This window comes from Streptomyces sp. NPDC127117, assembly GCF_042677325.1.
Classification (GTDB): domain Bacteria; phylum Actinomycetota; class Actinomycetes; order Streptomycetales; family Streptomycetaceae; genus Streptomyces.
Genome location: NZ_JBHXTM010000028.1, coordinates 1 through 20,661, shown reverse-complemented (window position 1 = coordinate 20,661; position 20,661 = coordinate 1). Strand labels below are relative to the sequence as shown.

General features: G+C 72.5%; 16 protein-coding genes and 1 tRNA gene. 6 read left to right on the top strand and 11 right to left on the bottom strand.

Going from position 1 to position 20,661, the window contains the following annotated elements; translation table 11 throughout:
• The first annotated feature begins 152 nt into the window (after nucleotides 1-152).
• From ACFVH0_RS23985 to ACFVH0_RS23970, 4 genes are all read left to right on the top strand, one after another.
• Nucleotides 153-1,160, top strand: a complete 1,008-nt coding sequence (locus ACFVH0_RS23985) for a DUF1259 domain-containing protein (RefSeq protein ID WP_385823148.1) — start codon at nucleotides 153-155, stop codon at nucleotides 1,158-1,160.
• Nucleotides 1,161-1,374: 214 nt separating this feature from the next.
• Nucleotides 1,375-2,580: a cytochrome P450 gene (locus ACFVH0_RS23980; protein ID WP_385823146.1), complete on the top strand. Its 1,206-nt coding sequence runs from the start codon at nucleotides 1,375-1,377 to the stop codon at nucleotides 2,578-2,580.
• 503 nt (nucleotides 2,581-3,083) lie between these two features.
• Nucleotides 3,084-4,142, top strand: a complete 1,059-nt coding sequence (locus ACFVH0_RS23975) for a type III polyketide synthase (RefSeq protein WP_385823144.1) — start codon at nucleotides 3,084-3,086, stop codon at nucleotides 4,140-4,142.
• A 135-nt stretch (nucleotides 4,143-4,277) separates the two neighbouring features.
• Nucleotides 4,278-5,972: a bifunctional 3'-5' exonuclease/DNA polymerase gene (locus ACFVH0_RS23970; protein ID WP_385823142.1), complete on the top strand. Its 1,695-nt coding sequence runs from the start codon at nucleotides 4,278-4,280 to the stop codon at nucleotides 5,970-5,972.
• Here ACFVH0_RS23970 and ACFVH0_RS23965 read toward each other — a convergent pair.
• The 3 genes from ACFVH0_RS23965 to ACFVH0_RS23955 all read right to left on the bottom strand — a co-directional run bounded on the left by ACFVH0_RS23965 (nucleotide 5,932) and on the right by ACFVH0_RS23955 (nucleotide 8,777).
• Complete coding sequence (locus ACFVH0_RS23965) at nucleotides 5,932-6,147, bottom strand: hypothetical protein (RefSeq protein WP_385823140.1); 216 nt, start codon at nucleotides 6,145-6,147, stop codon at nucleotides 5,932-5,934. The genes ACFVH0_RS23970 and ACFVH0_RS23965 overlap by 41 nt on opposite strands.
• A gap of 176 nt (nucleotides 6,148-6,323) precedes the next feature.
• Entirely contained in the window at nucleotides 6,324-7,157 is an 834-nt protein-coding gene (locus ACFVH0_RS23960; RefSeq protein ID WP_385823138.1) for a carbohydrate-binding protein, read from the bottom strand.
• A 249-nt stretch (nucleotides 7,158-7,406) separates the two neighbouring features.
• Nucleotides 7,407-8,777, bottom strand: coding sequence for an alpha-lytic protease prodomain-containing protein (locus ACFVH0_RS23955; protein ID WP_385823136.1), 1,371 nt, complete (start codon nucleotides 8,775-8,777; stop codon nucleotides 7,407-7,409).
• A gap of 182 nt (nucleotides 8,778-8,959) precedes the next feature.
• On the opposite strand from ACFVH0_RS23955, the gene ACFVH0_RS23950 reads away from it, so the two are divergent.
• Nucleotides 8,960-9,640: a phosphotransferase gene (locus tag ACFVH0_RS23950; protein ID WP_385823134.1), complete on the top strand. Its 681-nt coding sequence runs from the start codon at nucleotides 8,960-8,962 to the stop codon at nucleotides 9,638-9,640.
• 46 nt (nucleotides 9,641-9,686) lie between these two features.
• On the opposite strand, the gene ACFVH0_RS23945 is transcribed toward ACFVH0_RS23950, so the two are convergent.
• On the bottom strand, nucleotides 9,687-10,487 hold the full coding sequence (locus ACFVH0_RS23945; protein WP_385823132.1) for a serine hydrolase: 801 nt from the start codon (nucleotides 10,485-10,487) through the stop codon (nucleotides 9,687-9,689).
• A gap of 152 nt (nucleotides 10,488-10,639) precedes the next feature.
• Between ACFVH0_RS23945 and ACFVH0_RS23940 the strand changes: the two genes are divergently transcribed.
• Nucleotides 10,640-10,804: a hypothetical protein gene (locus tag ACFVH0_RS23940; protein ID WP_385823130.1), complete on the top strand. Its 165-nt coding sequence runs from the start codon at nucleotides 10,640-10,642 to the stop codon at nucleotides 10,802-10,804.
• 103 nt (nucleotides 10,805-10,907) lie between these two features.
• Here the strand turns inward: ACFVH0_RS23940 and ACFVH0_RS23935 are convergent, their stop codons facing one another.
• The 7 genes from ACFVH0_RS23935 to ACFVH0_RS23905 form a co-directional block, all read right to left on the bottom strand.
• Nucleotides 10,908-14,063, bottom strand: coding sequence for a hypothetical protein (locus ACFVH0_RS23935; protein ID WP_385823129.1), 3,156 nt, complete (start codon nucleotides 14,061-14,063; stop codon nucleotides 10,908-10,910).
• Nucleotides 14,064-14,065: 2 nt separating this feature from the next.
• Nucleotides 14,066-15,913, bottom strand: a complete 1,848-nt coding sequence (locus tag ACFVH0_RS23930; protein WP_385823128.1) for an HSP90 family protein — start codon at nucleotides 15,911-15,913, stop codon at nucleotides 14,066-14,068.
• Nucleotides 15,914-16,033: 120 nt separating this feature from the next.
• Nucleotides 16,034-17,026, bottom strand: coding sequence for a hypothetical protein (locus ACFVH0_RS23925; RefSeq protein ID WP_385823126.1), 993 nt, complete (start codon nucleotides 17,024-17,026; stop codon nucleotides 16,034-16,036).
• A gap of 354 nt (nucleotides 17,027-17,380) precedes the next feature.
• A tRNA-Thr gene (locus tag ACFVH0_RS23920) sits at nucleotides 17,381-17,454 on the bottom strand.
• A gap of 118 nt (nucleotides 17,455-17,572) precedes the next feature.
• The gene (locus ACFVH0_RS23915) at nucleotides 17,573-19,117 is read right to left on the bottom strand and encodes an alpha/beta hydrolase (RefSeq protein ID WP_385823124.1); all 1,545 of its coding nucleotides are present in this window, start codon (nucleotides 19,115-19,117) and stop codon (nucleotides 17,573-17,575) included.
• A 131-nt stretch (nucleotides 19,118-19,248) separates the two neighbouring features.
• Nucleotides 19,249-20,454 carry a DNA polymerase III subunit delta' gene (locus ACFVH0_RS23910; RefSeq protein WP_385823122.1) on the bottom strand — a complete coding sequence of 402 codons (1,206 nt, stop codon included), beginning with the start codon at nucleotides 20,452-20,454 and terminating at the stop codon, nucleotides 19,249-19,251.
• Nucleotides 20,455-20,457: 3 nt separating this feature from the next.
• Nucleotides 20,458-20,661, bottom strand: a 204-nt coding sequence (locus ACFVH0_RS23905; protein ID WP_385823120.1) for a hypothetical protein, incomplete at its 5' end; no start/stop codon positions are given.

The following is a 20,661-nucleotide window of genomic DNA, read 5'->3' as shown; positions in this document are numbered from 1 at the left end:
ACGTGCGGCCGGGCGGGGCGGACGCCCCGGCCGGACCGTGCGTTTAGTCCATCCAGCCCCACCCGCTGACGATGTATCCGCTTTCATCCTTTCGTCATGATTTCGCATGCTTTCATCTCGCCATGAAGGCGACCAATGGAGGCGATCGGATGATGACCGGAGACCGACAGCAGGGCCCGGACGCACGGGCGATCACATCACGGCGGCGCGTACTGGCGGCCGCCGCGTTCGCGCCGGTACTGACCGCGGTGAGCCCCGCCGCTGCCGCCGCCCGCCCCCTGCCCGCCAGAACGACCGGGCCGGGGCACGGAAAGCGGGTGCAGCCGGTACCGACCGACCTGGGCCACTGGGCGGGCGTCGCGAAGGCGCTGGGCCGCGGGGGGAACATGCTGCGCGACACGATGTACCACACGGCCTTCCCCCGGCGGGATCTGCTGGTGGTCTCCGACGGCGTCGTGGTCACCCCGGGGCTGGCACTGGGCACGCACGTGGCCTTCGTCCGCTACGCCGACGGCAGCACGATGGTCATGGGCGACGTGGTGGTCACCGAGGACGAACTCCAGCCCGTGATCGACGCATGGCAGGCGAACGGGATCGAGCAGAGTGCGCTCCACAAGCACCTGCTCGCCCAGACCCCCGACCTCTGGTGGGCCCATGTCCACGGCCACGGCCACGATGCGGTGGCCCTGGCCCGCGGGCTGCGCGCGGGATTCGACCGCACCGGCACCCCGCCCCCCGAGACCCCGGACCGGTCGACCCCGGTCGACCTGGACACCGCCGGGATGGAAGCGGCACTGGGCGCAGCGGGCTCCGTCGAGGACGGGGTCTACAAGGTCATCTTCATGCGCCGCGAGACCATCGCGGACGGCCACCTGATCCTGCCGCCCGGCCTGGGCTCCACCAGCGCGTTCAACTTCCAGCCGGTCGGGGGCGGCCGGGCCGCGCTCAGCGGCGACTGCGCCATGCTCGCCGACGAGGTCCCGCACGTACTGAAGGCGCTGCGGCGCGGCGGGATCAAGCTCGTCGAGGTGCACAACCACCATCTGTCGGAGGACCCCCGCCTGTTCTTCACCCACTTCTGGGCGGTGGACGACGGCGTGCGGCTCGCCCGTGCGCTGCGCCGCGCGGTGGACGCCACCGACGTCGTACCGGGCGGCTGAGACCGGCCGCGAACCCCCGGCCGCGGACCACCGGTCAGCGCCCGCCCCGCCGGACCGGATTGCGCCGGTCCAGCGACCGGCATCGTCCGATCCGTTCTGCATATGGACCAATCGGCCCGGTGCGGCGCGTGGCCCCGCGGGCGACCGGGCACCCATGTCCCGTCCAAGCCCGCGACTTCGTGAACCACCCGTCAGATTCCCGTCTGGAGCTCGCATGGAACCAGTAGCCGGCGCACGGCTGTGCCCGTTCGACTACGCCGAGGCCCTCGAATTCGACCCGGTGCTCAGGCACTTGATGACCGAAGCGCCCGTCTCCCGCATCCGCCTCCCGCACGGCGACGGCGAGGCGTGGCTCGTCACCGGCTACGACGACGTGCGTACGGTGACCACCGACCGGCGCTTCAGCCGTACCGCCATCATCGGCCGGAACTTCCCGCGCATGACCCCCGAACCGATCGTGCAGGACGAGGCGATCAACGTGATGGACCCGCCGGGGAGCAGCCGGCTGCGCAGCCTGATCTCCAAGGGCTTCGCACCCCGCCACCTGGAGCGCATGCAGGTGCGCACCCAGCACGTGGTCGACGAGCTGCTGGACCGGATGGAGGAGCACGGCGCCCCGGCCGACCTGTTCGAGCATCTGGCCGCCCCGCTGCCCCTGACCACCATCTGTGAGGTCCTCGACATTCCGGAGGAGGAACGCGCCCAACTGCGCGCCCACGCCCGGACCATGATGGACACCACGGTCGAGAACAAGGACGCGGCGATCCGGGCCAAGGCCGATCTCCGCGCGTACTTCGAGGAGTTGACCGCCGAACGGCGCGCCAACCCGGGCGACGACCTGATCAGCGCGCTGGCCACCGCCCGCGACGGGGACGAGATCCTGAACGACCAGGAACTGACCGTCATGGCCATGGTCCTGCTCATCACGGGCCAGGACACCACCACGTACCAGATCGGGAACATCGCCTACATGCTGCTCACCAGGCCCGATGAGCTCGCCATGGTGCGCGACCGCCCCGAGATGCTCCCGCAGGCCATCGAGGAGCTGCTGCGCTTCATCCCCTTCCGCAAGGGCGTCGGCATCCCCCGGGTCGCCCTGGAGGACGTGGAGCTGAGTGGCGTACGGATCCGGGAAGGGGACATCGTTCACGTCTCCTATCTGACGGCCAACCGCGACGGCCGGAAGTTCGACCGCCCCGACGAGCTGGACCTGGAGCGGCAGGGACCGTCCCACATGACCTTCGGGTGGGGCGGGCACCACTGCCTCGGTGCCCCGCTCGCGGCCACGGAGCTCCAGATCGCCATCGGGACGCTGCTGAAGCGCTTCCCCGCACTGAAACTGGCGACTCCGGCCGAGGAGGTGCGCTGGAACAGGACGTCGATCTGGCGCTATCCCCTCGAACTCCCCGTCACCTGGTGACCGGGAGCTCCGACAGCCGTCATCGATGATGCGTCGGCCCCCGGCCGGCGGCAACCCGGACCGCTTCCGGGCCGCCGACCGGGGCCCGGCCCCTCCCCGACTCCGCGCAGGCCCTTCTCCGGGCCCTCCCAGGCGCTTCTCCGGCCCTGCTCCGGGCCTTCTCCGGCCCTTCTCCCGCCCCGCGAAGCCTCCGCGCAGCGCCCCCGGCGCGTGCTCGGCGCGTGCTCGGCGTGCGGCCCCGGTCGACCTGCCGTAACGTGATCCCGACGGCCACCCAAGCCGTGGCGGATCCGCTTCCGCCCACGAACGGCTAGAACTTTCAGTCTTCGACGGTCGGCCCGTCCGCGCCCGTTCCAGGGGTACCTGACCCGGCGCCGGAATCCACCCATGTTCCCCATCCGCGCAACACCGCGTGTGCGGAACCGTGGTGGCCGCCTCCGGCCGGGACGCCCCGGAACCCATCGGGCCCGGCCGCGTGGACCATGTCCGCTAGGAGGAATTCCATGGCGGTTCTCTGCAAGCCGGCCATCGAGGTTCCCGAGTACGTCATCACCAACGAGGAAACCCTCGAACTGGCTCAACGGTTGCACGGCGACCACCCGCAGATCGACCTGGTCCTTCGTCTCATCGAACACACCGGGGTACAGAAACGACATCTGATCCAGCCGATCGACAAGGTGTTGCAGCACCCCGGCTTCGACGCCCGCAGCATCACCTACGAGCAGCACACCAAGGCCCGGGTTCCGGCGGTGGTACGCCGGGCGCTCGACCAGGCCGAACTGGAGCCGAGGCAGATCGACTTGATCGTCTACGTCTCCTGCACCGGCTTCATGATGCCGCCGCCGACCGCGTGGCTCATCGGTGAGATGGGCTTCCGGCCGGAGACCCGGCAGCTGCCGATCGCGCAGCTCGGCTGCGCCGCGGGCGGTGCGGCGGTCAACCGGGCCCACGACTTCTGCACCGCGTACCCCGACGCCAATGTGCTGATCGTGGCCTGCGAGTTCTGCTCGCTCTGCTACCAGCCCACCGACCTGGGTGTCGGATCGCTGCTGTCCAACGGGCTGTTCGGCGACGGCATAGCCGCCGTCGTGCTCCGCGGCAGTGGCGGCACCGGAGTCCGCCTGGAGCGCAACGGCTCGTTCGTCATCCCGGCCACCGAGGACTGGATCTCCTACGCAGTGCGGTCCACCGGGTTCCACTTCCAGCTCGACAAGCGGGTGCCCGGCACCATGGAACCCCTCGCACCGGCCCTGGAGGCGGTCGCCGAGGAGAACCAGTGGAACGCGGGCAAGATGGACTTCTACATCATCCACGCGGGCGGCCCGCGCATCCTGGACGACCTGAGCAACTTCCTGGACGTGCCGCCCGAGGCGTTCCGCTTCAGCCGGGCCACGCTCACCGAGTACGGCAACATAGCCAGCGCCGTGGTGCTCGACGCCCTCGGCCGCATGTTCGACGAGGCATCGGCCCTCGACGGCCACCGGGGCCTGATGGCCGGCTTCGGCCCCGGCATCACCGCCGAGATCTCGCTGGGCACCTGGACGAGCGAGTCCGAGTCCTGACACCCTCCGGTCCCCCGGCCCCAGAGCCCGCCAGGCATCTGCGGACCGGGGGACGCACCCCACCCGCCGACCGCCCCCGGACGGGGCACCGCGCGCCGTGCCCCGTTGTCAGTGCCGGGTGCCAGACTCGAAGGCATGACCGAACGGTGGGCTCTGGCCATGACGGAGACCGGCGGCGCCCTCCTCGCCCCGCTGGCCCCCACCGGCCTGCCCGCCGGCCCGGTCGTGGCCGAACCCGACCTGGTGGCGGCGGTCCGCTCCCGCCCCGGCGTCACCCGCTGGGTGTGGCGGTCCACCGCCGAGATCTACCCGCGGCTGCTCGCGGCCGGTGTCCCCGTGGACCGTTGTTACGACATCGAGGTCGCCGAGTCCCTTCTCCTCGCCCACGAGGGCAGGCTCGGCGAGCCCCGCTCCGCGGCCGCTGCCCACGCCCGCCTGCGGGGCGCCCCCGTACCCCCCGATCCCCCGGCCCGCTCCGCGGAGCCCGGCGCGCAGTCCTCGCTCTTCGAGCCCCGGTCCGGCACCCGGCTCCCCTTCGAGGACCTGCTCCAGGTGTACGCCGACCAGCTCCGCAGGCACGACGCCACCGAGCACCCGGGCAGGATGCGGCTGCTCACGGCCGCCGAGTCGGCCGGCATGCTGGTCGCCGCCGAGATGAACAGGTCCGGTCTGCCCTGGCGCGCCGATGTCCACCGCCAGGTCCTGGACGAGCTGCTCGGCGAGCGTTACGCGGGCGGCGGCGAGCCCCGCAGGCTGGCCGAGCTGGCCGACGAGGTGTCCGCCGCCTTCGGCAGACGGGTCCGCCCCGACCTCCCCGCAGACGTGGTGAAGGCGTTCGCGCAGGCCGGGATCAAGGTGAAGTCCACCCGCCGCTGGGAGCTGGAGGAGCTGGACCACCCGGCGGTGCAGCCCCTCGTCCAGTACAAGAAGCTGTACCGGATCTGGACGGCGCACGGCTGGAGCTGGCTCCAGGACTGGGTGCGCGACGGCCGCTTCCGCCCCGAGTACCTGCCGGGCGGCACGGTCAGCGGCCGCTGGACGACCAACGGCGGCGGGGCGCTCCAGATCCCCAAGGTGATACGGCGGGCCGTCGTCGCCGACGAGGGCTGGCGGCTGGTCGTCGCGGACGCCGACCAGATGGAGCCCCGGGTGCTCGCCGCGATCTCCCGCGACCGCGGCCTGATGGAGGTGGCGGCCCATGACGGCGATCTGTACACAGCGCTGTCGGACCGGGCGTTCCACGGCGACCGGGATCACGCCAAGCTCGCGCTGCTGGGCGCCGTCTACGGCCAGACCTCGGGCGACGGCCTGAAGAATCTGGCCGCCCTGCGCCGGAGGTTCCCGCTGGCCGTGGCCTATGTCGACGATGCCGCGAAGGCCGGCGAGGAAGGACGTCTCGTACGGACGTGGCTGGGCCGGACCAGCCCTCCCGCCGTCGGGAGCGGGTCCGACGAGGAGGCCGGCATCCCGCAGGAGAGCGCCGACCCGCCCTTGGCCGACAGCGGGTTCACCCCCGGCTACGCGTCGTCGAACGCCCGCGCGCGGGGCCGCTTCACCCGTAACTTCGTGGTGCAGGGCAGCGCGGCCGACTGGGCGCTGCTGCTCCTGGCCGCCCTGCGCCGCTCGCTCGGCTCGGCCGGTCTCCGGGCGGAGCTGGTCTTCTTCCAGCACGACGAGGTGATCGTGCACTGCCCCGAGGAGGAGGCGGAGGCCGTCGTGGAGGCGATCCGGGCGGCCGGTGAGCTGGCCGGGCGGACCGCCTTCGGTGAGACACCGGTGCGTTTCCCGTTCACGACGGCGGTGGTGGAGCGTTATTCGGACGCGAAGTAGCGCCCGGGGCGGACCCGGGTGCGGTGCCGGGGCCCTCGTCGAACCCGGCGAGCCCGTGGTCGTAGTGCACCGGACGCAGATGCTGATGCCGGTGCCGGGCGTTGAGCAGATGGATGACGAACGCTGCGATCGCGATCATCGCGAGGACGACCACGACCATGACCAGGGTGTCCATGCGATACCGGCCCCCTTCGATGCGCAGGCCGACACGAGCGGCTCACCGGGAGCCGTACGCATCCAGGCTACTCCGCTGCCCAGAGCGCGCCCCCGGGGAAAGCCCCGGAGCGCGCCCCCGGGGAAAGCCCCGGGGGCGCGCCCGCTCAGCGGCGTACCCCCCACTGAGCTGCCTGTCTACCCGCGTTCCCACAGCGCGGGGACGTTCGGCGGTTCCCAGCCGGCCATGGCCGAGTGCGCCTGCAGACAGCGATATGTGGCGCCGCCGTACGTGACGCGGTCTCCCGCGCTGTAGAGCGTCCCGGCCGCCCAGGTGGAGCCGGGCGGGTCGGTCGGCGGGTCGGTGGGCGGATCGGTCGGCCCCTGGTCGACGTCGAGGACGAAGTCGAACGTCCCCTCCCGCCCCGAGCCGATCTCCCGGACGTTCATCAGGAGCGCCGGGTCGAAGATCGAGTCGGTGTTGTTGCGCGGTTCGTCGGGGAAGTACAGCTGGGTGGTCAGGATTCCCGAGCCGGGCGCCTGGACCTTCACATGGATGTGGCGTGTGCGCCCCGGATACAGCCCCGGCACGATCGTGGTCAGGCTGAAGGCTCCCGACTGATCGGTGAACTGGTGCCCGCGGAAGGCGAATCCGCTCATGTCGTACGCGCCGTTGGTGTCGGCCTGCCAGAAGTCCAGCAGCGCTCCGGGGACGGGCTTGCAGCTCCGCCCGAAGACATAGCCGCTCACGGTCAGCGGGACGCCGGGCGTGCTGCCGGTCACCAGGCTCGTGCGGAGCGGGGAGTTGGGCTTGAAGTAGGGCCCTTCGATCTGTTCGTGGGTCGGGCCGTCGCCGTCGTCGCAGTTCGGCGTGGGTGCCGGCGGCCGGCCGCTGGCACCGGCATCACGGGCCAGTGCGACGCCGCCGCCCGCGAGCAGCGGGACGGTGCCGGCCACGAGCGCGGCCTTGAGCAGTGTCTTGCGGCTGATCCGGCGGTCGTCGCCGGGGCCTTCGGTCGGTTCTGGGGTCATGGCTGATTCCTCGGGTGGGGGAAGGGCACGTGCATGACACAGAGCAGGGGCGGGAGGTGCGCACCGCCCGGCCGGGAGGCGTGGAGTTGAGGCCGGGCGGGCGCGGTGAGCGGCGGCGGCCCCGCCGGAGCCGCCGGACCGGCCGGTTCGCGGGACCGGCCGGGGTTACGGGACCGGCCGGGGTTACGGGACCGGCCGGGGTTACGGGACCGGCCGGGGTACGGGGACCGCCGGAGTACGGGACGGCCGTCAGACGCGCTGCCAGAGGGCCGGGACGTTCGGCGGCGTCCAGCCGGGCTGCGCCTGGTGCGGCTGGAGGCAGCGGTAGCTGTCGGAGCCGTACGTCACGACGTCGCCCGCCGCGTACGTCGTGCCCGCCGCCCAGCTGCCGCCCGGTTCGGTCGGCGGGTCGGTGGGCGGGTCGGTCGGGGTGCTGTTGGTGACCAGGGTGAGTCCGTACGCCTGGAGCGCCGGGTTCACCGGCTGGAAGTACGTCGTACCGCCCTGGGAGCAGTTGCCGGAGCCGCCGGAGGTGACGCCCTGCGCCTGGCTGCCCGAGATGAACGAGCCGCCGGAGTCACCGGGTTCGGCGCACACATTGGTGCGGGTGACGCCGGAGACGGTGCCCTCCTGGTAGGTGACGCTGGTGTTGCGCTGCTGGACCGTCCCGCAGTGCCAGCCGGTCGTCGAGCCGGAGCGGCAGATCGACGCCCCCTCCAGCGCCTCGGTGGAACCGGCGACGGTCACATCGCCGTTGCCGTAGCCGTTCACCAGCGCCCGCGGCGTCCAGCCGGTGTTGGTGGCGACCCAGGAGTAGTCGCGGCCGGGGAAGGTGGAGCCCTGGAAGGAGCCCTGGGCCTGCTGGTTGTACCCGCTGGTGCTGACCCCGGGCGTCCCGCAGTGACCGGCGCTGACGAAGCCGGACTGGCTGCCGCGCTTGACGGGGAAGCCTATGGAGCAGCGCCCCGAGCCGTTCATGTAGTACGCGTCACCGCCCCGGAGATCGGCGAACGTACGCGGCCGCTCCGTCGACCGGCGCACCGTCACCAAGGCGCGCGGCACCCCCGCCTCGGCGAGGAACCCCTCGGCGGCCGAAGCGCGGGCGGCCCGCACGACGACCCGGTTGGTGGCCGGATCGACGTACCAGACGGGTACACCGTCGGGGGCCCGGCGCAGCGCGACCCGGTCCAACGCGGCTTTGGCGGAGTCGAGTTCGGCCTGACTGTGCTCGACGACCACGGGCCTGGCGCCGGCCTCGCGGATCCGGGCGACGTCCGAGGCGTCGGTGGTGGCCACGGTCAGGGCCGCGCCATCACCGCTCACCCGGGCCCCGGCGAAGTCCGCGCCGAGGGAGTGCTTCAGCCCGGCGGCGACGGCCGCCGCCCGGGTCTCGTGGCCGATCCGGCTGCGCGCCTCGTCGGCGGTCAGTCCGAGGTCGCGCTGCATGGCCTTCAGCAGACCGGGCGAGAGCTGCCCGGTCCCCGTGGCGGTGGGGGTGCGGAACCGGGAAGCCGGATCGGCGGATGCACTGCCGGTCAGGCCGGCCAGCGCGAGCGCACCGACGGCCACGGTGGCGGTACACGCGGCCAGGGCACGTCTGCGGAGCACGGAGCTCTCCACGGAACTCTCCTTGACTTCGGGGGAATTGCCGCCAAGGTAGCCGCGTACACGTCATCCCCAGGAGATCCCGTTCACCCCCTCACTTCGCGTTATGGGGCCGCTGACCGGCCACGACGGGCTCCCTGCTCCATGACCGCACCGTGGAGGTCCACATACGTCGCCGATCCCCGTAGGTTCGCCCCATGCGAATAGGTGAGCTACTGGGTTCCGGCCGATCCGCCGATGTGTACGCGCTCGACGACAAGTGGGTGCTGCGCCACTACCGCGACGGCATGGACGCCACTCACGAGTGGATGGTCATGTCCTACCTCGGCGCACACGGCTTCCCGGTCCCCCGTCTCGGCCCCCGGGACTCGGAGACGCCCGCCTGCGACCTGGTGCTGGAACGTCTGAGCGGCCCGACGATGCTGGAATCGCTGCTGGCCGGCGAGGTGTCGGTGGCCGAAGCGGCAGCCATGCTGGCCGGGCTGCTCGCCGAACTCCACACCGTCCCGGCCCGGCTCTCCCCGGACCCCGGGGACCGGATCCTCCACCTGGACCTGCACCCGGACAACGTGATGCTGACGGACCGGGGCCCGGTGGTGATCGACTGGAGCAACACCAGGGAGGGCGTCCCGGCCGCGGACCGGGCGATGACGTCCCTGATCCTGGCCCAGGCGGCGGTCGACCCCGAGTTCTCCGCGTCGGCGCACGCCCGCACCCTGCTGAACGAACTGCTGCCGCACTTCTCCGCGTCCGGCGGCATCCCCGCCCACCACCTCGCCGAGGCCGCCGCGGCCCGCGCGGCCAACCCGACGATGAGCCCGCAGGAGGTGGCGCTGATCGGCCGGGCGGCATCCCTGATCGGAGAACTGACGGCCTGAACCCCGGCCGCGCCGCCCGGCTCCGTCCGCGGATCCGCCCTCCGGCTCACTTCGCGGCAGGCCGGGCCGGCAATGAACAGGCGTGCCGCGGGGTCACGATGCGGGTGACCGCCTCGCCGAAGAGTGTGCTCGGCTCCGAACCCCGGTGGTCGGTGTCCGTGTTGAGGAGCACGACCAGGGTCGCCTTCGGCCCCGGCGGACGGACGACCAGGGCTTCGTACCCCGGCAGCGAGCCGTTGTGCCCGGTCCAGCCGTGGGCGTTGAAGATGCCCGGGTCGTAGCCGGTGTCCGGCACCGCTGGGTTCCGTCCGCAGCCGCTCGGCCCGGGTGGCCGGGCTGAGCAGAGTGCCGGTGGCCGGCACCCGCGCCCAGGTCCGCAGGTCGCGCCGGTCGGAGATCGCGCCTCCGGAGGCGTGAAGGGCCGTTGCGGATCGCTCGTCAGCGCCTTGGAGAAGTCCGGGTCCACGGAGTAGTCGAAGAGTCCGCTGAGCATCCCCGCCGGCTCGCGCAAGGTGATCCGGTCCCCGTCGGGATCCCCCTTCACATACTTCGCTATCGGATCGTCCGGGCGGACCTTCCCCTGGCCGGCCGGGGTGAGCAGCGCCGTCGCCGTGAACGTCTTGGTCATACCGCCGACCCGCATGTCGAGACCGGTCGGCATGGGCGTCCCCGAGCTCTTGCCGGCGACTCCGGAAGCCCGGACGCAACTCCTCTTCTCCGGAACCCACGGTCCGACCGTGACCCCGGGCACCCGCGCATCCCTCATGATCTGCCGCACCGCCCCGTCCGGCTGCCCGGCCACGGCAGGGGTGAGCGGCGGAAACTCCTCGTACGGCGAAGCGGACACGCAGGACGACGGGACCACCTCGGGAGCCTCGGACCGGGCCGCCCCATCGGCACCGTGACGACCAGCGGCGCAGGCCCCGCCGCGCGGGTCCGGCAGGCGGTCGCCAGTGGGGCACGGGCGAACCGCTCGACCCGGACAGCTGCCGCCTCACCGTGGCCTCCACCTCCCTGGACCGGCCGGCCCGGGCGCCGGGCAACGTGGGTGTCGAATTCGGGGTCCTGGGGCCGCCGGAGTTCGCCGCGCATGTCCAGGACTGGGGCGCCCGCTTCCTCCGCGCCACCGGCAGGACAGTGACGAACCCCAGGTCAGAGCGCTGACCTGGGGTTCGTCACGGACTGCGGACCAAGACCTGCGCGCTACGAGTGCTTGCGCACTGCGAGTGGCTGCGCGTACGGGGCTGTGTGCGCACCCCGTACCGCGTCACCCCCCGTCGCGCAGCCGGTTCGCCAAGGAGGACAGCGGCTCGGCCTCCTCGGTGTGGCCCAGGGCGGTCAGCCGGGAGACCGCCGCGTCGAGGCGGTTGAGGGCGGGGGCGGGGCGTTCCAGGTAGATGCCCTCCACGGCAGCCGTGAGACGGACGCACTCGGCCCACTCGCCGGCGTGGTCCTCCCCCTTCTCCTGACCCGGCTCACCGAGCAGGGCGCGGGCCTTCTCCAGGGCGGCCAGGGCGTCCTCGTACTCACCGGCGTAGGCATTGACCCGCCCGTGCTCGTAGGCCAAGGCGCTGTCCAGGGAACGGCCCTGGGCCTCGTACTCGGCGGCGCGGGCCTCGTCGGCGATCCGGCCGACGTCGGCGAGGTTGACGAGGGCGTCGGCCAGGCCGTCGGGGCCCTGCTGCTCGGCCTGGAGGCGGGCGAGTTCGCGCAGGCAGCCGCTGAGCTGCTCGTAGCGCGGGGCGCGGGCATGGGCGGCGATCGCCTGCTCCGCGGCCTCGCGCGCCCGGCCGAACTCGCCGGACTCACCGAGGAGTACGGCCGTCTCCGCGGCGATCATGGCGTGGCTCCCCGGGTCGTCGTCCCAGCCTGCCGACTCGGCCGCGAGCGCGACGAACTCCGTCGTGGCGGCCTTGAGGTCTTCGCCCGAGCGCAGCGCGCGGGCGCGGGTCAGGCGCAGTTGGGCGACGAGCCGGTCGTCCACCTCCCCGGCGGCGACGTCCGGTTCGGCCAGGAGCGAGTCGAGGAGCGCGATGCAGTCCTCGACGCGGCCCAGGTCGAGGCAGAGCTGAGCGGCGCTGCTGTAGGCGCAGTACGCGTCCGTCCGGCTGCCTTCGCGCAGCTCCAGCTCCGCCGAGCGCGTCAGGTGCCGCAGCGCCTCGTCGGGGCGGCCGAGGTGCATGCAGACCTCGGCCAGATCGGCGTGGAGCCGGGCGGTGTCCACCACTTCGGCCGGCCAGTCGGCGGCCAGTCGCAGCCCCTCGGCCAGGTCCGCCTGCGCGGCCTGCACGTCCCGGAGGCCGAGCTGGAGCCGACCGCGCAGCGCGAGCGTGCGGGGCAGGTGCCAGGCGGGGCCGTGCGCCTTCAGCCGGTCGAGGACGCCGTCGATCACGGTGACCGCGGCGGGCAGGTCGCCGGCGAGGGCGTGGGTGGTGGCCCGCAGCAGCAGGGCACCGGAGATCTGCCCGCCGAGATCGTGCCGGGTGGCGAACGCGAGCAGCAGGTCGACCTCGGCAAGAACCGCTGCGACGTGCTCCTCGTCCCCCGACGTCTGCAGCCGCATGCCCAACGCGGTCGCCCGCAGCCGCAGCAGACGGGCCTCCTGGTGCGGGGCGAGACCGGGCGTCCCCTCGTGCAGGCGGACCATGGACGCGTGGGCAGCGCTCAGCGCGGCGACCTTGGCCCCGGCCCCATCACCCCGCTCGCCTCCGTCGACACCCTCGGCCCCATCACCCCGCTCGCCTCCGTCTACACCCTCGGCCCCGGCGGCCCGCTCGCCTCCGTCTACACCCTCGGCCCCGGCGGCCCGCTCGCCTCCGTCTACACCCTCGGCCCCGGCGAAACCATCCGCCCCATGGGCACCGTTCGCCCCACCGGCACCATCCGGCCCATCGGCACCATTCGCCTCATCGGCACCATCCGCCGGAACCTCCGCAGCAGCCAGCAGGGCGCAGGCATGCGCGACCGCCGCGTCGCCCGGCACTCCGGCGTCCTCGTACAGGCCCGCGGCCTCCTCCTGGAGGGCGGCGGCCTCGGCGAACTCGTCCCTGTCGCGCGTCCGGCTCGCTTCGTCGCTCAGCAGGTCCGCCCGCAGCTGTGCGAGCGGGCCCACGGCCGGGTCGTCGGGATGGACGTAGTCGCGGGAGGCGGTGAGCGTGCGCAGCTTCGCCCAGCACGCCTGCGCGTCCGGGTGCCCCTGCTCGTCCAGCGCCCGTGCCCGGAGGATGAGTTCGGGCAGCGAATCCGGGACCGCGGCGGCCGTACGGGCGGCGGGCGCGGCAACCGGGGCGGCCGGGGTCACTTCGTCGAGGCCGCGGGTGCGCAGGGTCAGCTCCAGCGCGTCCACGAGCGGGGCGCGGTCGAGGCGGGCCCTGCGGCGGTCGGTGTGGGCCGTGGTTCCGTTGCGGGCGTCGAAGCGGGCGGCGAGGTCGTCGGCCCGCCCCCGTACCTCGGCGCGCAGGCCGGCCACCGTCCAGGTGCGGCCCGCGTATCCGGCGGCGGGCAGTGCACCGTGCCCCAGGGACTCGACGCGCTGGAGGAGCACCTCCACACCGGTGAGGAAGTCGAACAGGTCCAGCGGCGAGTCCACCTCGCCGAACAGGTTCCGGTTCTCGGCGAGCAGTTCCAGGCCGCGCGCCTCGTTGCCGGTCAGCGCGCAGAACTCCAGGTGCCGGCCGACCTCCGAGGACATCGAGGGGTTGCGGCGGCAGTTGCGGTAGCCGGCGAGGTGCAGTTCGCGGGCCCGGTCGACGCGGCCGTTGCGCAGCAGGGGCAGCAGCGCGTACGAGGCGGAGCGGGCCGGCTCCTCCTGGCAGGATTCCTTCCCGGCCAGGACGGGTTCCCAGTCGTTCAGCGCCCGCTCGTCGTCGCCCGCCGCGAGGTGGTACAGGGCGCGCTCGCAGATCTCGCAGGCCTCGCAGTCGCTGAGCCGGGTCCGGGTACGGCCCGCCCACAGCTCGTAGGCGAGGGTGGTGCCCTCACCGACGTGGGCGGCGAGCTGGTACGCCTGACCGTAGTAGGGCTGGAGGCCCAGTCCGGCCTTCTCGTACCGGTCGCGCATCTCCGTCAGCCACTGGCGCAGGCCGGCCAGCGGTATCTCGGGCAGCACGCGCAGCGCGTCGGCCACCCACTTGAACCGCCAGAACAGCGTGTGGCGCATGCGCTCGTCGAATACGTCGGGCTGCTCGTCGAACAAGTTGAGCAGGCGGGCGAAGACGACGGGCGACTTCCGGGGCTCGGAGCCGTAGGTGTACGCCTCCTGGAGTTCGAGGAGCGCGTGGACGAGCGGGACGGGCTCGGCGAACTGCTCGGCGGCGTCAACCAGTTCCTCGGCGGTGACCGTGCGGGTGCGGCCGTAGGGGCGCCGGTCGTTCTCCTCCAGCGCCTGGTACAGCTCGTCGGTGTTCTGGGGTGCGATCGGCATCGTCAGCTGTCCTTGCGGAGGGCGTGGGCGAGGAGGTCGAGGAAGGAGCGGTTGATGAGGCTCGATTCGGCGGGCCTGAGCGGGCGCCGGGACAGCAGCGCGGCCTGCCCGTAGAGGGCTTCGGCGCTGGTACGGGCCAGCTCGGGCTCCTCGATGGTGACGGCGGCGCGGACCAGCGGGTTCAGCTGGTTGAGGATCAGCTGGGCCCGCGGGGCCTCCTGGCGCAGGGCGCCGAGGATGTCGCCCCACACACCGCCCTCCTGCTCACGGGCGAGCTGGGAGCGGGTGCGCTCGTGCCGGGCCTCGCGGCTGTCGACGAGGAGGGCGGGGGCGGAGGCGGGCTGGAAGGTGCGCAGCGCGACATCGCAGTCGAAGACGGCGAGGGCGTCGCGGGCCAGGGAGAGGTAGGCCATGGCGGCCAGTTCCGTCTCGCGGTCGACGGGGTCGAGGTGGGCGGTGAGGGTCGCCGGGTCGAGATCGGCGACGCTGACCTCGGACCTGATCTCGGGCAGCCGGTGGACCAGTTCACGGTCGTACGTGTAGCCGCCGTTGACCACGCCGAGCCCGGCGGCCGAGGCGATCGCCGCGACCTGCCGGAACTCCTCCACGCTCGATGTCACGAGCACGGTGCGGTGGGTGCGCGCGAACTCGTCGAGGGTGGTGTGCCCGTCGGTGGTCTCGAACGGCAGCCAGGGCAGCAGCATCCGCAGGATCTCGTCGTCGTGCACCGCGAGCGACTTCACGGCCAGGTGGTGGGCCTGGAGGAACCGGCCGAGCAGGTCCGGATCGCTGGCGGCGGCCCGGGCGATCCACTCGCGCAGCCGGTCGGCGAGGGCGTCGCGGACGGCGGCGAGCGTGTCGTCCTCGTACAGGGACTCGCGGGACGCCGTCGGGCGCAGGCTCTCGGCGTCGATGACGCAGCGGACGAAGAACGCCCACTCGGGCAGGAGTTCCTCGGCCTGCTCGGACAGCAGCATGCCCTTGACGTGCACGCGATGTCCGTGGCGGCGCCCGGCCGGCACCGCCTCGGGCAGCACGCACGCGATGCCCTTCAGACCGACGGCCGGCAGGTCCAGCTCGATGGTGTCCAGCGGTGTGAACCCGAAGACCCCCTCCCCGTACGCGGCCAGCGCCCGGGAACGGGCCCCCGGCGTGGGGTACGAACGCGCCCAGGGCGCGGGCTCCGGATTGACGGCCACACCCTGGCCACCCGTGCCGTCGTCGAAGGTCACCGGGTGGCGCAACAGGGAGCCGAAGTGCCGGGCCAGCCCGTGCACCTGGGCCGGCCGGGTCCACTCGCCGGTGTCGGCGCGCGGCGTCAGCGTGACGGTGGTCCCGGGCCGGGGGCGGGCGGACGCGGGCAGGGTGCGGACGGCGTAGCTGCCGTCGCCGCGCCCCCGCCACTCCACGGCGGGTGCGTCGGGGGTGCGGGCGGAGCGGCTCAGGACGTGGATCTCGTCCGCGACCAGAAAGCAGGAGAGCAGCCCGATGCCGAACTGGCCGATGAAGTCGCCGCGTTGCTCGGCGATCCGGTCGGCGCGCTTGCTGCTGCGGCCGATCGTGGCGAGGAAGCTGTGTACGTCGGCCTCGGTGAGACCGACGCCGTCGTCCTCGACGCGTACCACCGAACCGTCGGCGTACAGGCGGATACCGAAGGCGTCGGCGGGGGCGTCCGGTGCGAGTCCGCGCCGGGCGGTCAGCGCGTCCACCGCGTTCTGCAGGAGCTCGCGGAGGTAGACGCGTGGGCTGGAGTAGAGGTGGTGGGAGAGGAGATCGACGAGGCCGCGCAGATCCACCTGGAAGGTGCGATCGGCGCCGGCCGGGGTCGTGGCGGTGTCGGGCAGAGTCATCGGACAGTCCGGGGTGGAAGGGACGACGGGTGGCGGGGTGCGGCCGGCATGAGACCGGCGCTGGTGGCGGGCTCGGCGCAGGCGTCAGGCTCGGCGCAGGCGTCAGGCTCGGCGCAGGCGTCAGGCTCGGCGCTGGTGGCGGGCGAACTGCTTCTGGGGCTCCGCGAAGTAGGACCAGGGCCATTCGGTGCAGGCGCCGTCGAGCTCCTGGAAGACTCGCCGGACCGTGTGGCGCTCACCGGCCAGCGACAGCGCCATGGCGAACATGTTGAAGTCCTGCTGCCAGCCCGGCCGCCGTACGTAGGCGGGGTGGAGGATGCTGTGATCGGCGGCGATGCGCAACTCGGCCTGGATCTCGGGGGTTTCGAGGCACCCCGCACGTTCCGACTCGACCCATTCCTCGATATGCGCCATGGCGATCACACAGCCGATCCGGTGCCCCTGGGGAGCACGGGCGAACGCGTCGCGGGCGAACGCCAGGGCCTGGCCCGGCTCGCCGCTCCAGCGGGGCTGCAACTGCGACACCCAGTCGATATGGGTCTCCAGGTCCAGCGGATCGCGGCGCAGGGCTGCGTCGAGGCGGGTCCGGTTGACGTCGGGCCCCAGCGACATGCCGCGGCCCGAGATGAGGAGGCGGTGCCACGGGTCGACCCACTCCGGCCGCAGCTCGGCAGCTTCGAACAGCTGCTCCTCGGCGATGTGGAGCCGCTCGTGGAAGACCCGCCACTGATCCTGCGTGACGTTCACCGCGCGGTCGGCCGTACGCGCCTCCCAGCCCCAGCTGATGTGGCGCGCCCCGGATATCAGCAGCGCCGTCGCCCGGTGCTCCTCGTCCTTCTCGACGGCACGGCCGATCCAGTCCTGCACACCGTCCAGGTCGGCCAGCTGATCCAGCACTCCGTGGTCACGGCCGAGGTCGAACGGCACCGACGCCGCCTTGACCGCCTCCCAGTCACCCGCCTCGGCCGCCTCCACCAGCGCGAGCACCCGCGCGTCCCCCAGCGCGCGCAGCGCGTACACCCCGTTCCTCCGACGCCGCGGAACGGGCAGGGCGTACGGATCCGCCGCCGGTCTCTCCCCGCCCCCGCCCCCGCCGAACAACCTGCCGAACATACCGAGCCCTCCCCTGGTCCCGCGCGATCGTCCGGTGCAGCATAAGCGGCCCCACCGACATCGCTTCCACAGAGTATTCACGGATGCTTCACAACCTCGGACACGAAGCCCATCCCCACCGAAAACCCCCGGCCAGAATTCCTGACCTGGGGTTTCCCGCCCTCGAACAGCCGCCCCCGACGGGGCCGTCACCCCGCCATGTGCCGGATCCGCGCCCCGTAGTGCCCCTCCAGCTCGACATCTCCCTGAAGGCCAGCACCGCCGCAGCCCTGCACCGCCCGCCCCCGGGCCGACCGCCCCACACGAACAACAGAAAACCCCAGGTCACGGGGTACGTGACCTGGGGTTCTTCTGAGCCGCCTTCGGGATTCGAACCCGAGACCTACGCATTACGAGTGCGTTGCTCTGGCCAACTGAGCTAAGGCGGCATGCCCTGTCGCACTATGGTGCGATCAGCAGCGTCGCCAAGTCTACACAGTTTCCGGGGGTGCTCCGTACCAGCCTCGTTCTGGGGTGTTTGCGCAGGTCAGTGACGAGGTGGGGTGGTCAGGAGCACTTCTTGTCCTCGGCCGGCGGGGTGCCTTCCAGGAGGTAGGTGTTGATCGCGGAGTCGATGCAGTCGCTGCCGCGGCCGTACGCCGTGTGGCCGTCGCCGCGGTAGGTGAGGAGGGTGCCGGAGGAGAGCTGGCCGGCCAGGGACTGGGCCCACTTGTACGGGGTGGCCGGGTCGCGGGTGGTGCCGACCACCACGATCGGGGCCGCGCCCTTCGCCTCGATGCGGTGCGGAGTGCCGGTGGGCGGGACCGGCCAGTGGGCGCAGTTCAGAGCGGCCCAGGCGAAGGCCTTGCCGAAGACCGGGGAGGCCTTCTCGAAGCTGGGAACGGCCCGGGTGACGGCCTTGGCGTCGGTGAAGGCGGGCGGCTGGTCCAGGCAGTTCACGGCGGCGTTGGCGAACATGAGGTTGGCGTAGGTGCCGTTCGGCCGGCGCTCGTAGTAGCTGTCCGACAGGGCCAGGAGGCCGGAGCCGTCGCCCTTCTGCGCGCCGGCGAGGGCCTCGCGGAGCTGGGGCCAGGCCGACTCGTCGTACATGGCGGCGATGACCCCGGTCGTGCCCAGGGACTCGGTGAGCCTGCGGGACTCGCCGGTGGCGATCGGCCGGGCGTCGAGGTCGGTGAAGAGCCGCTTCAGGCGGGTCGCCGCGTCGGTGGTCGAGGTGGTGCCGAGCGGGCAGTCCGCCTTCTTCACGCAGTCGGCGGCGAAGGCCTGGAACGCGGTCTCGAAGCCCGCGGTCTGGTCGCGGTTCAGCTCGACGGCGTCGAGCGACGGGTCCATCGCCCCGTCGAGGACCAGACGGCCGACCCGGGCGGGGAAGAGTCCCGCGTACGTCGCGCCGAGGAAGGTGCCGTACGACGCCCCGACGTAGTGCAGTTGCTCGTCACCGAGCAGGGCACGCAGCATGTCCATGTCGCGGGCGGTCTCGACGGTGGAGACATGGGGCAGGATCTCGCCGGAGCGCTGCTCGCAGCCGTCCGCGAACTTCGTGTACGCGCCGCCCAGTTCGGTTACCTCGGCCGCGTCGTCCGGGGTCTGGTCGACCTGGGTGTACGTGTCCATCTGCGGACCGGTGAGGCATACGACCGGCTCGCTGCGGGCCACCCCGCGCGGGTCGATGGCGGCCATGTCGTACCGGGCCCGGACCTGGGCCGGGTAGCCGATGGCCGCGTAGCTCTGGAGATATTCGATGGCCGACCCGCCGGGACCGCCCGGGTTCACCAGGAGGGAGCCGATCCGCTTGCCGGGGCCGGTGGCCTTCTTGCGGGCGACGGCCAGCTTGATCTCGCCGCCGTCCGGCTGCTTGTAGTCCAGCGGCGCCTTCATCGTGGTGCACTGGAACCCCTCGACGCCGCAGTCCCGCCACTTCAGTTGCTGCGCGTAGTACGGCTTGAGCCCGGCGGGGACGGCCGGCGCGGACGACGCGGGTGGTGTGGACGTCGAGGCGTTCGTCGAACTGCCGCTGCTGCAGCCGGAGATGAGGAGGCCGGCGGTGCCGAGCGTGGTGGCGAGAATCCGGAGCGAGCGCCTGGTGTCCATCCCCGGAGCGTAGTCGCCATGTGACGACTCGCCCCGATTCGCTCCCCGTACGGGTGAACACACGATCATGAATGAGCGATCGTGAACGGGGCGATTCGGGTGTGGGCGGGGTTGGCGGGTCAGCCGCGGTGTCAGCCCGCGCGCAGGGCCATCGTCATCGCCTCCACCGCGAGCAGCGGCGCCACGTTGCGGTCCAGCGCCCGGCGGCAGGCGATCACCGCCTCTATCCGGCGCAGGGTGCCCTCGGGTGTGGAGGAGCGGGCGATGCGGTCGAGCGCATCCTGGGCGTCCGCGTTGGCGATGGCGATCCCCGAGCCCAACTGCATGGCCAGTACGTCACGGTAGAAGCCGGTCAGATCGGTGAGCGCCAGATCGAGGCTGTCGCGCTGCGTACGCGTCTTGCGGCGCTTCTGCCGGTCCTCCAGCTCCTTCATCACGCCCGCGGTGCCGCGCGGCAGCCGTCCCCCGGCGGCGGCGCCGAGCGCGGCCTTCATCTCCTCCGCCTCCTTGACGTCGACCTCCTCGGAGACCTGCTTGGCGTCGTCGGTGGCGGTATCGATCAGCTCCTGGGCGGCCTTGAGGCAGCCGCCGATGTCCTCGACCCTCAACGGGAGCTTGAGCACGGCGGCGCGGCGCGAACGGGCCCGCTCGTCGGTGGCGAGGCGGCGGGCCCTGCCGATGTGGCCCTGCGTGGCCCGGGCGGCGGACGCGGCCCGCTCCGGGTCGATGCCGTCGCGCCTGATCAGGACATCGGCGACCGCGTCGACCGGGGGCGTACGCAGTGTGAGGTGGCGGCAGCGGGAACGGATGGTGGGCAGCACGTCTTCGAGGGAGGGCGCGCAGAGCAGCCACACCGTGCGGGGCGCGGGCTCCTCGACCGCCTTCAGCAGTACGTTCCCCGCACCCTCGGTGAGACGGTCGGCGTCCTCCAGGACGATGACCTGCCAGCGGCCGACGGCCGGGGAGAGCTGGGCGCGGCGGACCAGCTCGCGGGTCTCCTTCACACCGATGGAGAGCAGGTCCGTACGGACCACCTCGACGTCGGCGTGCGTACCGATGAGGCTGGTGTGGCAGCCGTCGCAGAAGCCGCAGCCGGGTGCACCGCCCAGGGCGCGGTCGGGGCTGGTGCACTGGAGGGCGGCGGCGAAGGCCCGGGCGGCGGTGGAACGGCCCGAGCCCGGGGGGCCCGTGAAGAGCCAGGCGTGGGTCATCTTCGACCCCGGCGGGACCGGCTCCCCCGCCGAATGGGCGGTGACCAGCGCATCGGCATCCCGGGCGGCGGCACCGAGCTGCTCCTGCACCCGGTCCTGGCCGACCAGGTCGTCCCATACGGTCATGGGTCACCGCCCTTCCTGCTCGTCGTCGCCGGTCGCTGCTCGTCGTCGCCGGTCGCTGCTCGTCGTCGCCGGTCGCTGCTCGTCGTCGCCGGTCGCTGCTCGTCGTCGCCGGTCGCTGCTTGTCACTGCTCGTCGATCCGGACTCCCCGATCCGACTCCCATTGTGGGGGACGGGTCCGACAGTCCCGGCAACAAGGCGTCCAGGCC

Bases quoted from the DNA above. Each gene is read 5' to 3' on its own strand.
- ACFVH0_RS23935 (WP_385823129.1), bottom strand. From the start codon at position 14,063: ATGCCGATCGCACCCCAGAACACCGACGAGCTGTACCAGGCGCTGGAG.
- ACFVH0_RS23975 (WP_385823144.1), top strand. From the start codon at position 3,084: ATGGCGGTTCTCTGCAAGCCGGCCATCGAGGTTCCCGAGTACGTCATC.
- ACFVH0_RS23915 (WP_385823124.1), bottom strand. From the start codon at position 19,117: ATGGACACCAGGCGCTCGCTCCGGATTCTCGCCACCACGCTCGGCACC.
- ACFVH0_RS23910 (WP_385823122.1), bottom strand. From the start codon at position 20,454: ATGACCGTATGGGACGACCTGGTCGGCCAGGACCGGGTGCAGGAGCAG.
- ACFVH0_RS23980 (WP_385823146.1), top strand. From the start codon at position 1,375: ATGGAACCAGTAGCCGGCGCACGGCTGTGCCCGTTCGACTACGCCGAG.
- ACFVH0_RS23925 (WP_385823126.1), bottom strand. From the start codon at position 17,026: ATGTTCGGCAGGTTGTTCGGCGGGGGCGGGGGCGGGGAGAGACCGGCG.
- ACFVH0_RS23950 (WP_385823134.1), top strand. From the start codon at position 8,960: ATGCGAATAGGTGAGCTACTGGGTTCCGGCCGATCCGCCGATGTGTAC.
- ACFVH0_RS23965 (WP_385823140.1), bottom strand. From the start codon at position 6,147: ATGGACACCCTGGTCATGGTCGTGGTCGTCCTCGCGATGATCGCGATC.
- ACFVH0_RS23970 (WP_385823142.1), top strand. From the start codon at position 4,278: ATGACCGAACGGTGGGCTCTGGCCATGACGGAGACCGGCGGCGCCCTC.
- ACFVH0_RS23960 (WP_385823138.1), bottom strand. From the start codon at position 7,157: ATGACCCCAGAACCGACCGAAGGCCCCGGCGACGACCGCCGGATCAGC.
- ACFVH0_RS23930 (WP_385823128.1), bottom strand. From the start codon at position 15,913: ATGACTCTGCCCGACACCGCCACGACCCCGGCCGGCGCCGATCGCACC.
- ACFVH0_RS23985 (WP_385823148.1), top strand. From the start codon at position 153: ATGACCGGAGACCGACAGCAGGGCCCGGACGCACGGGCGATCACATCA.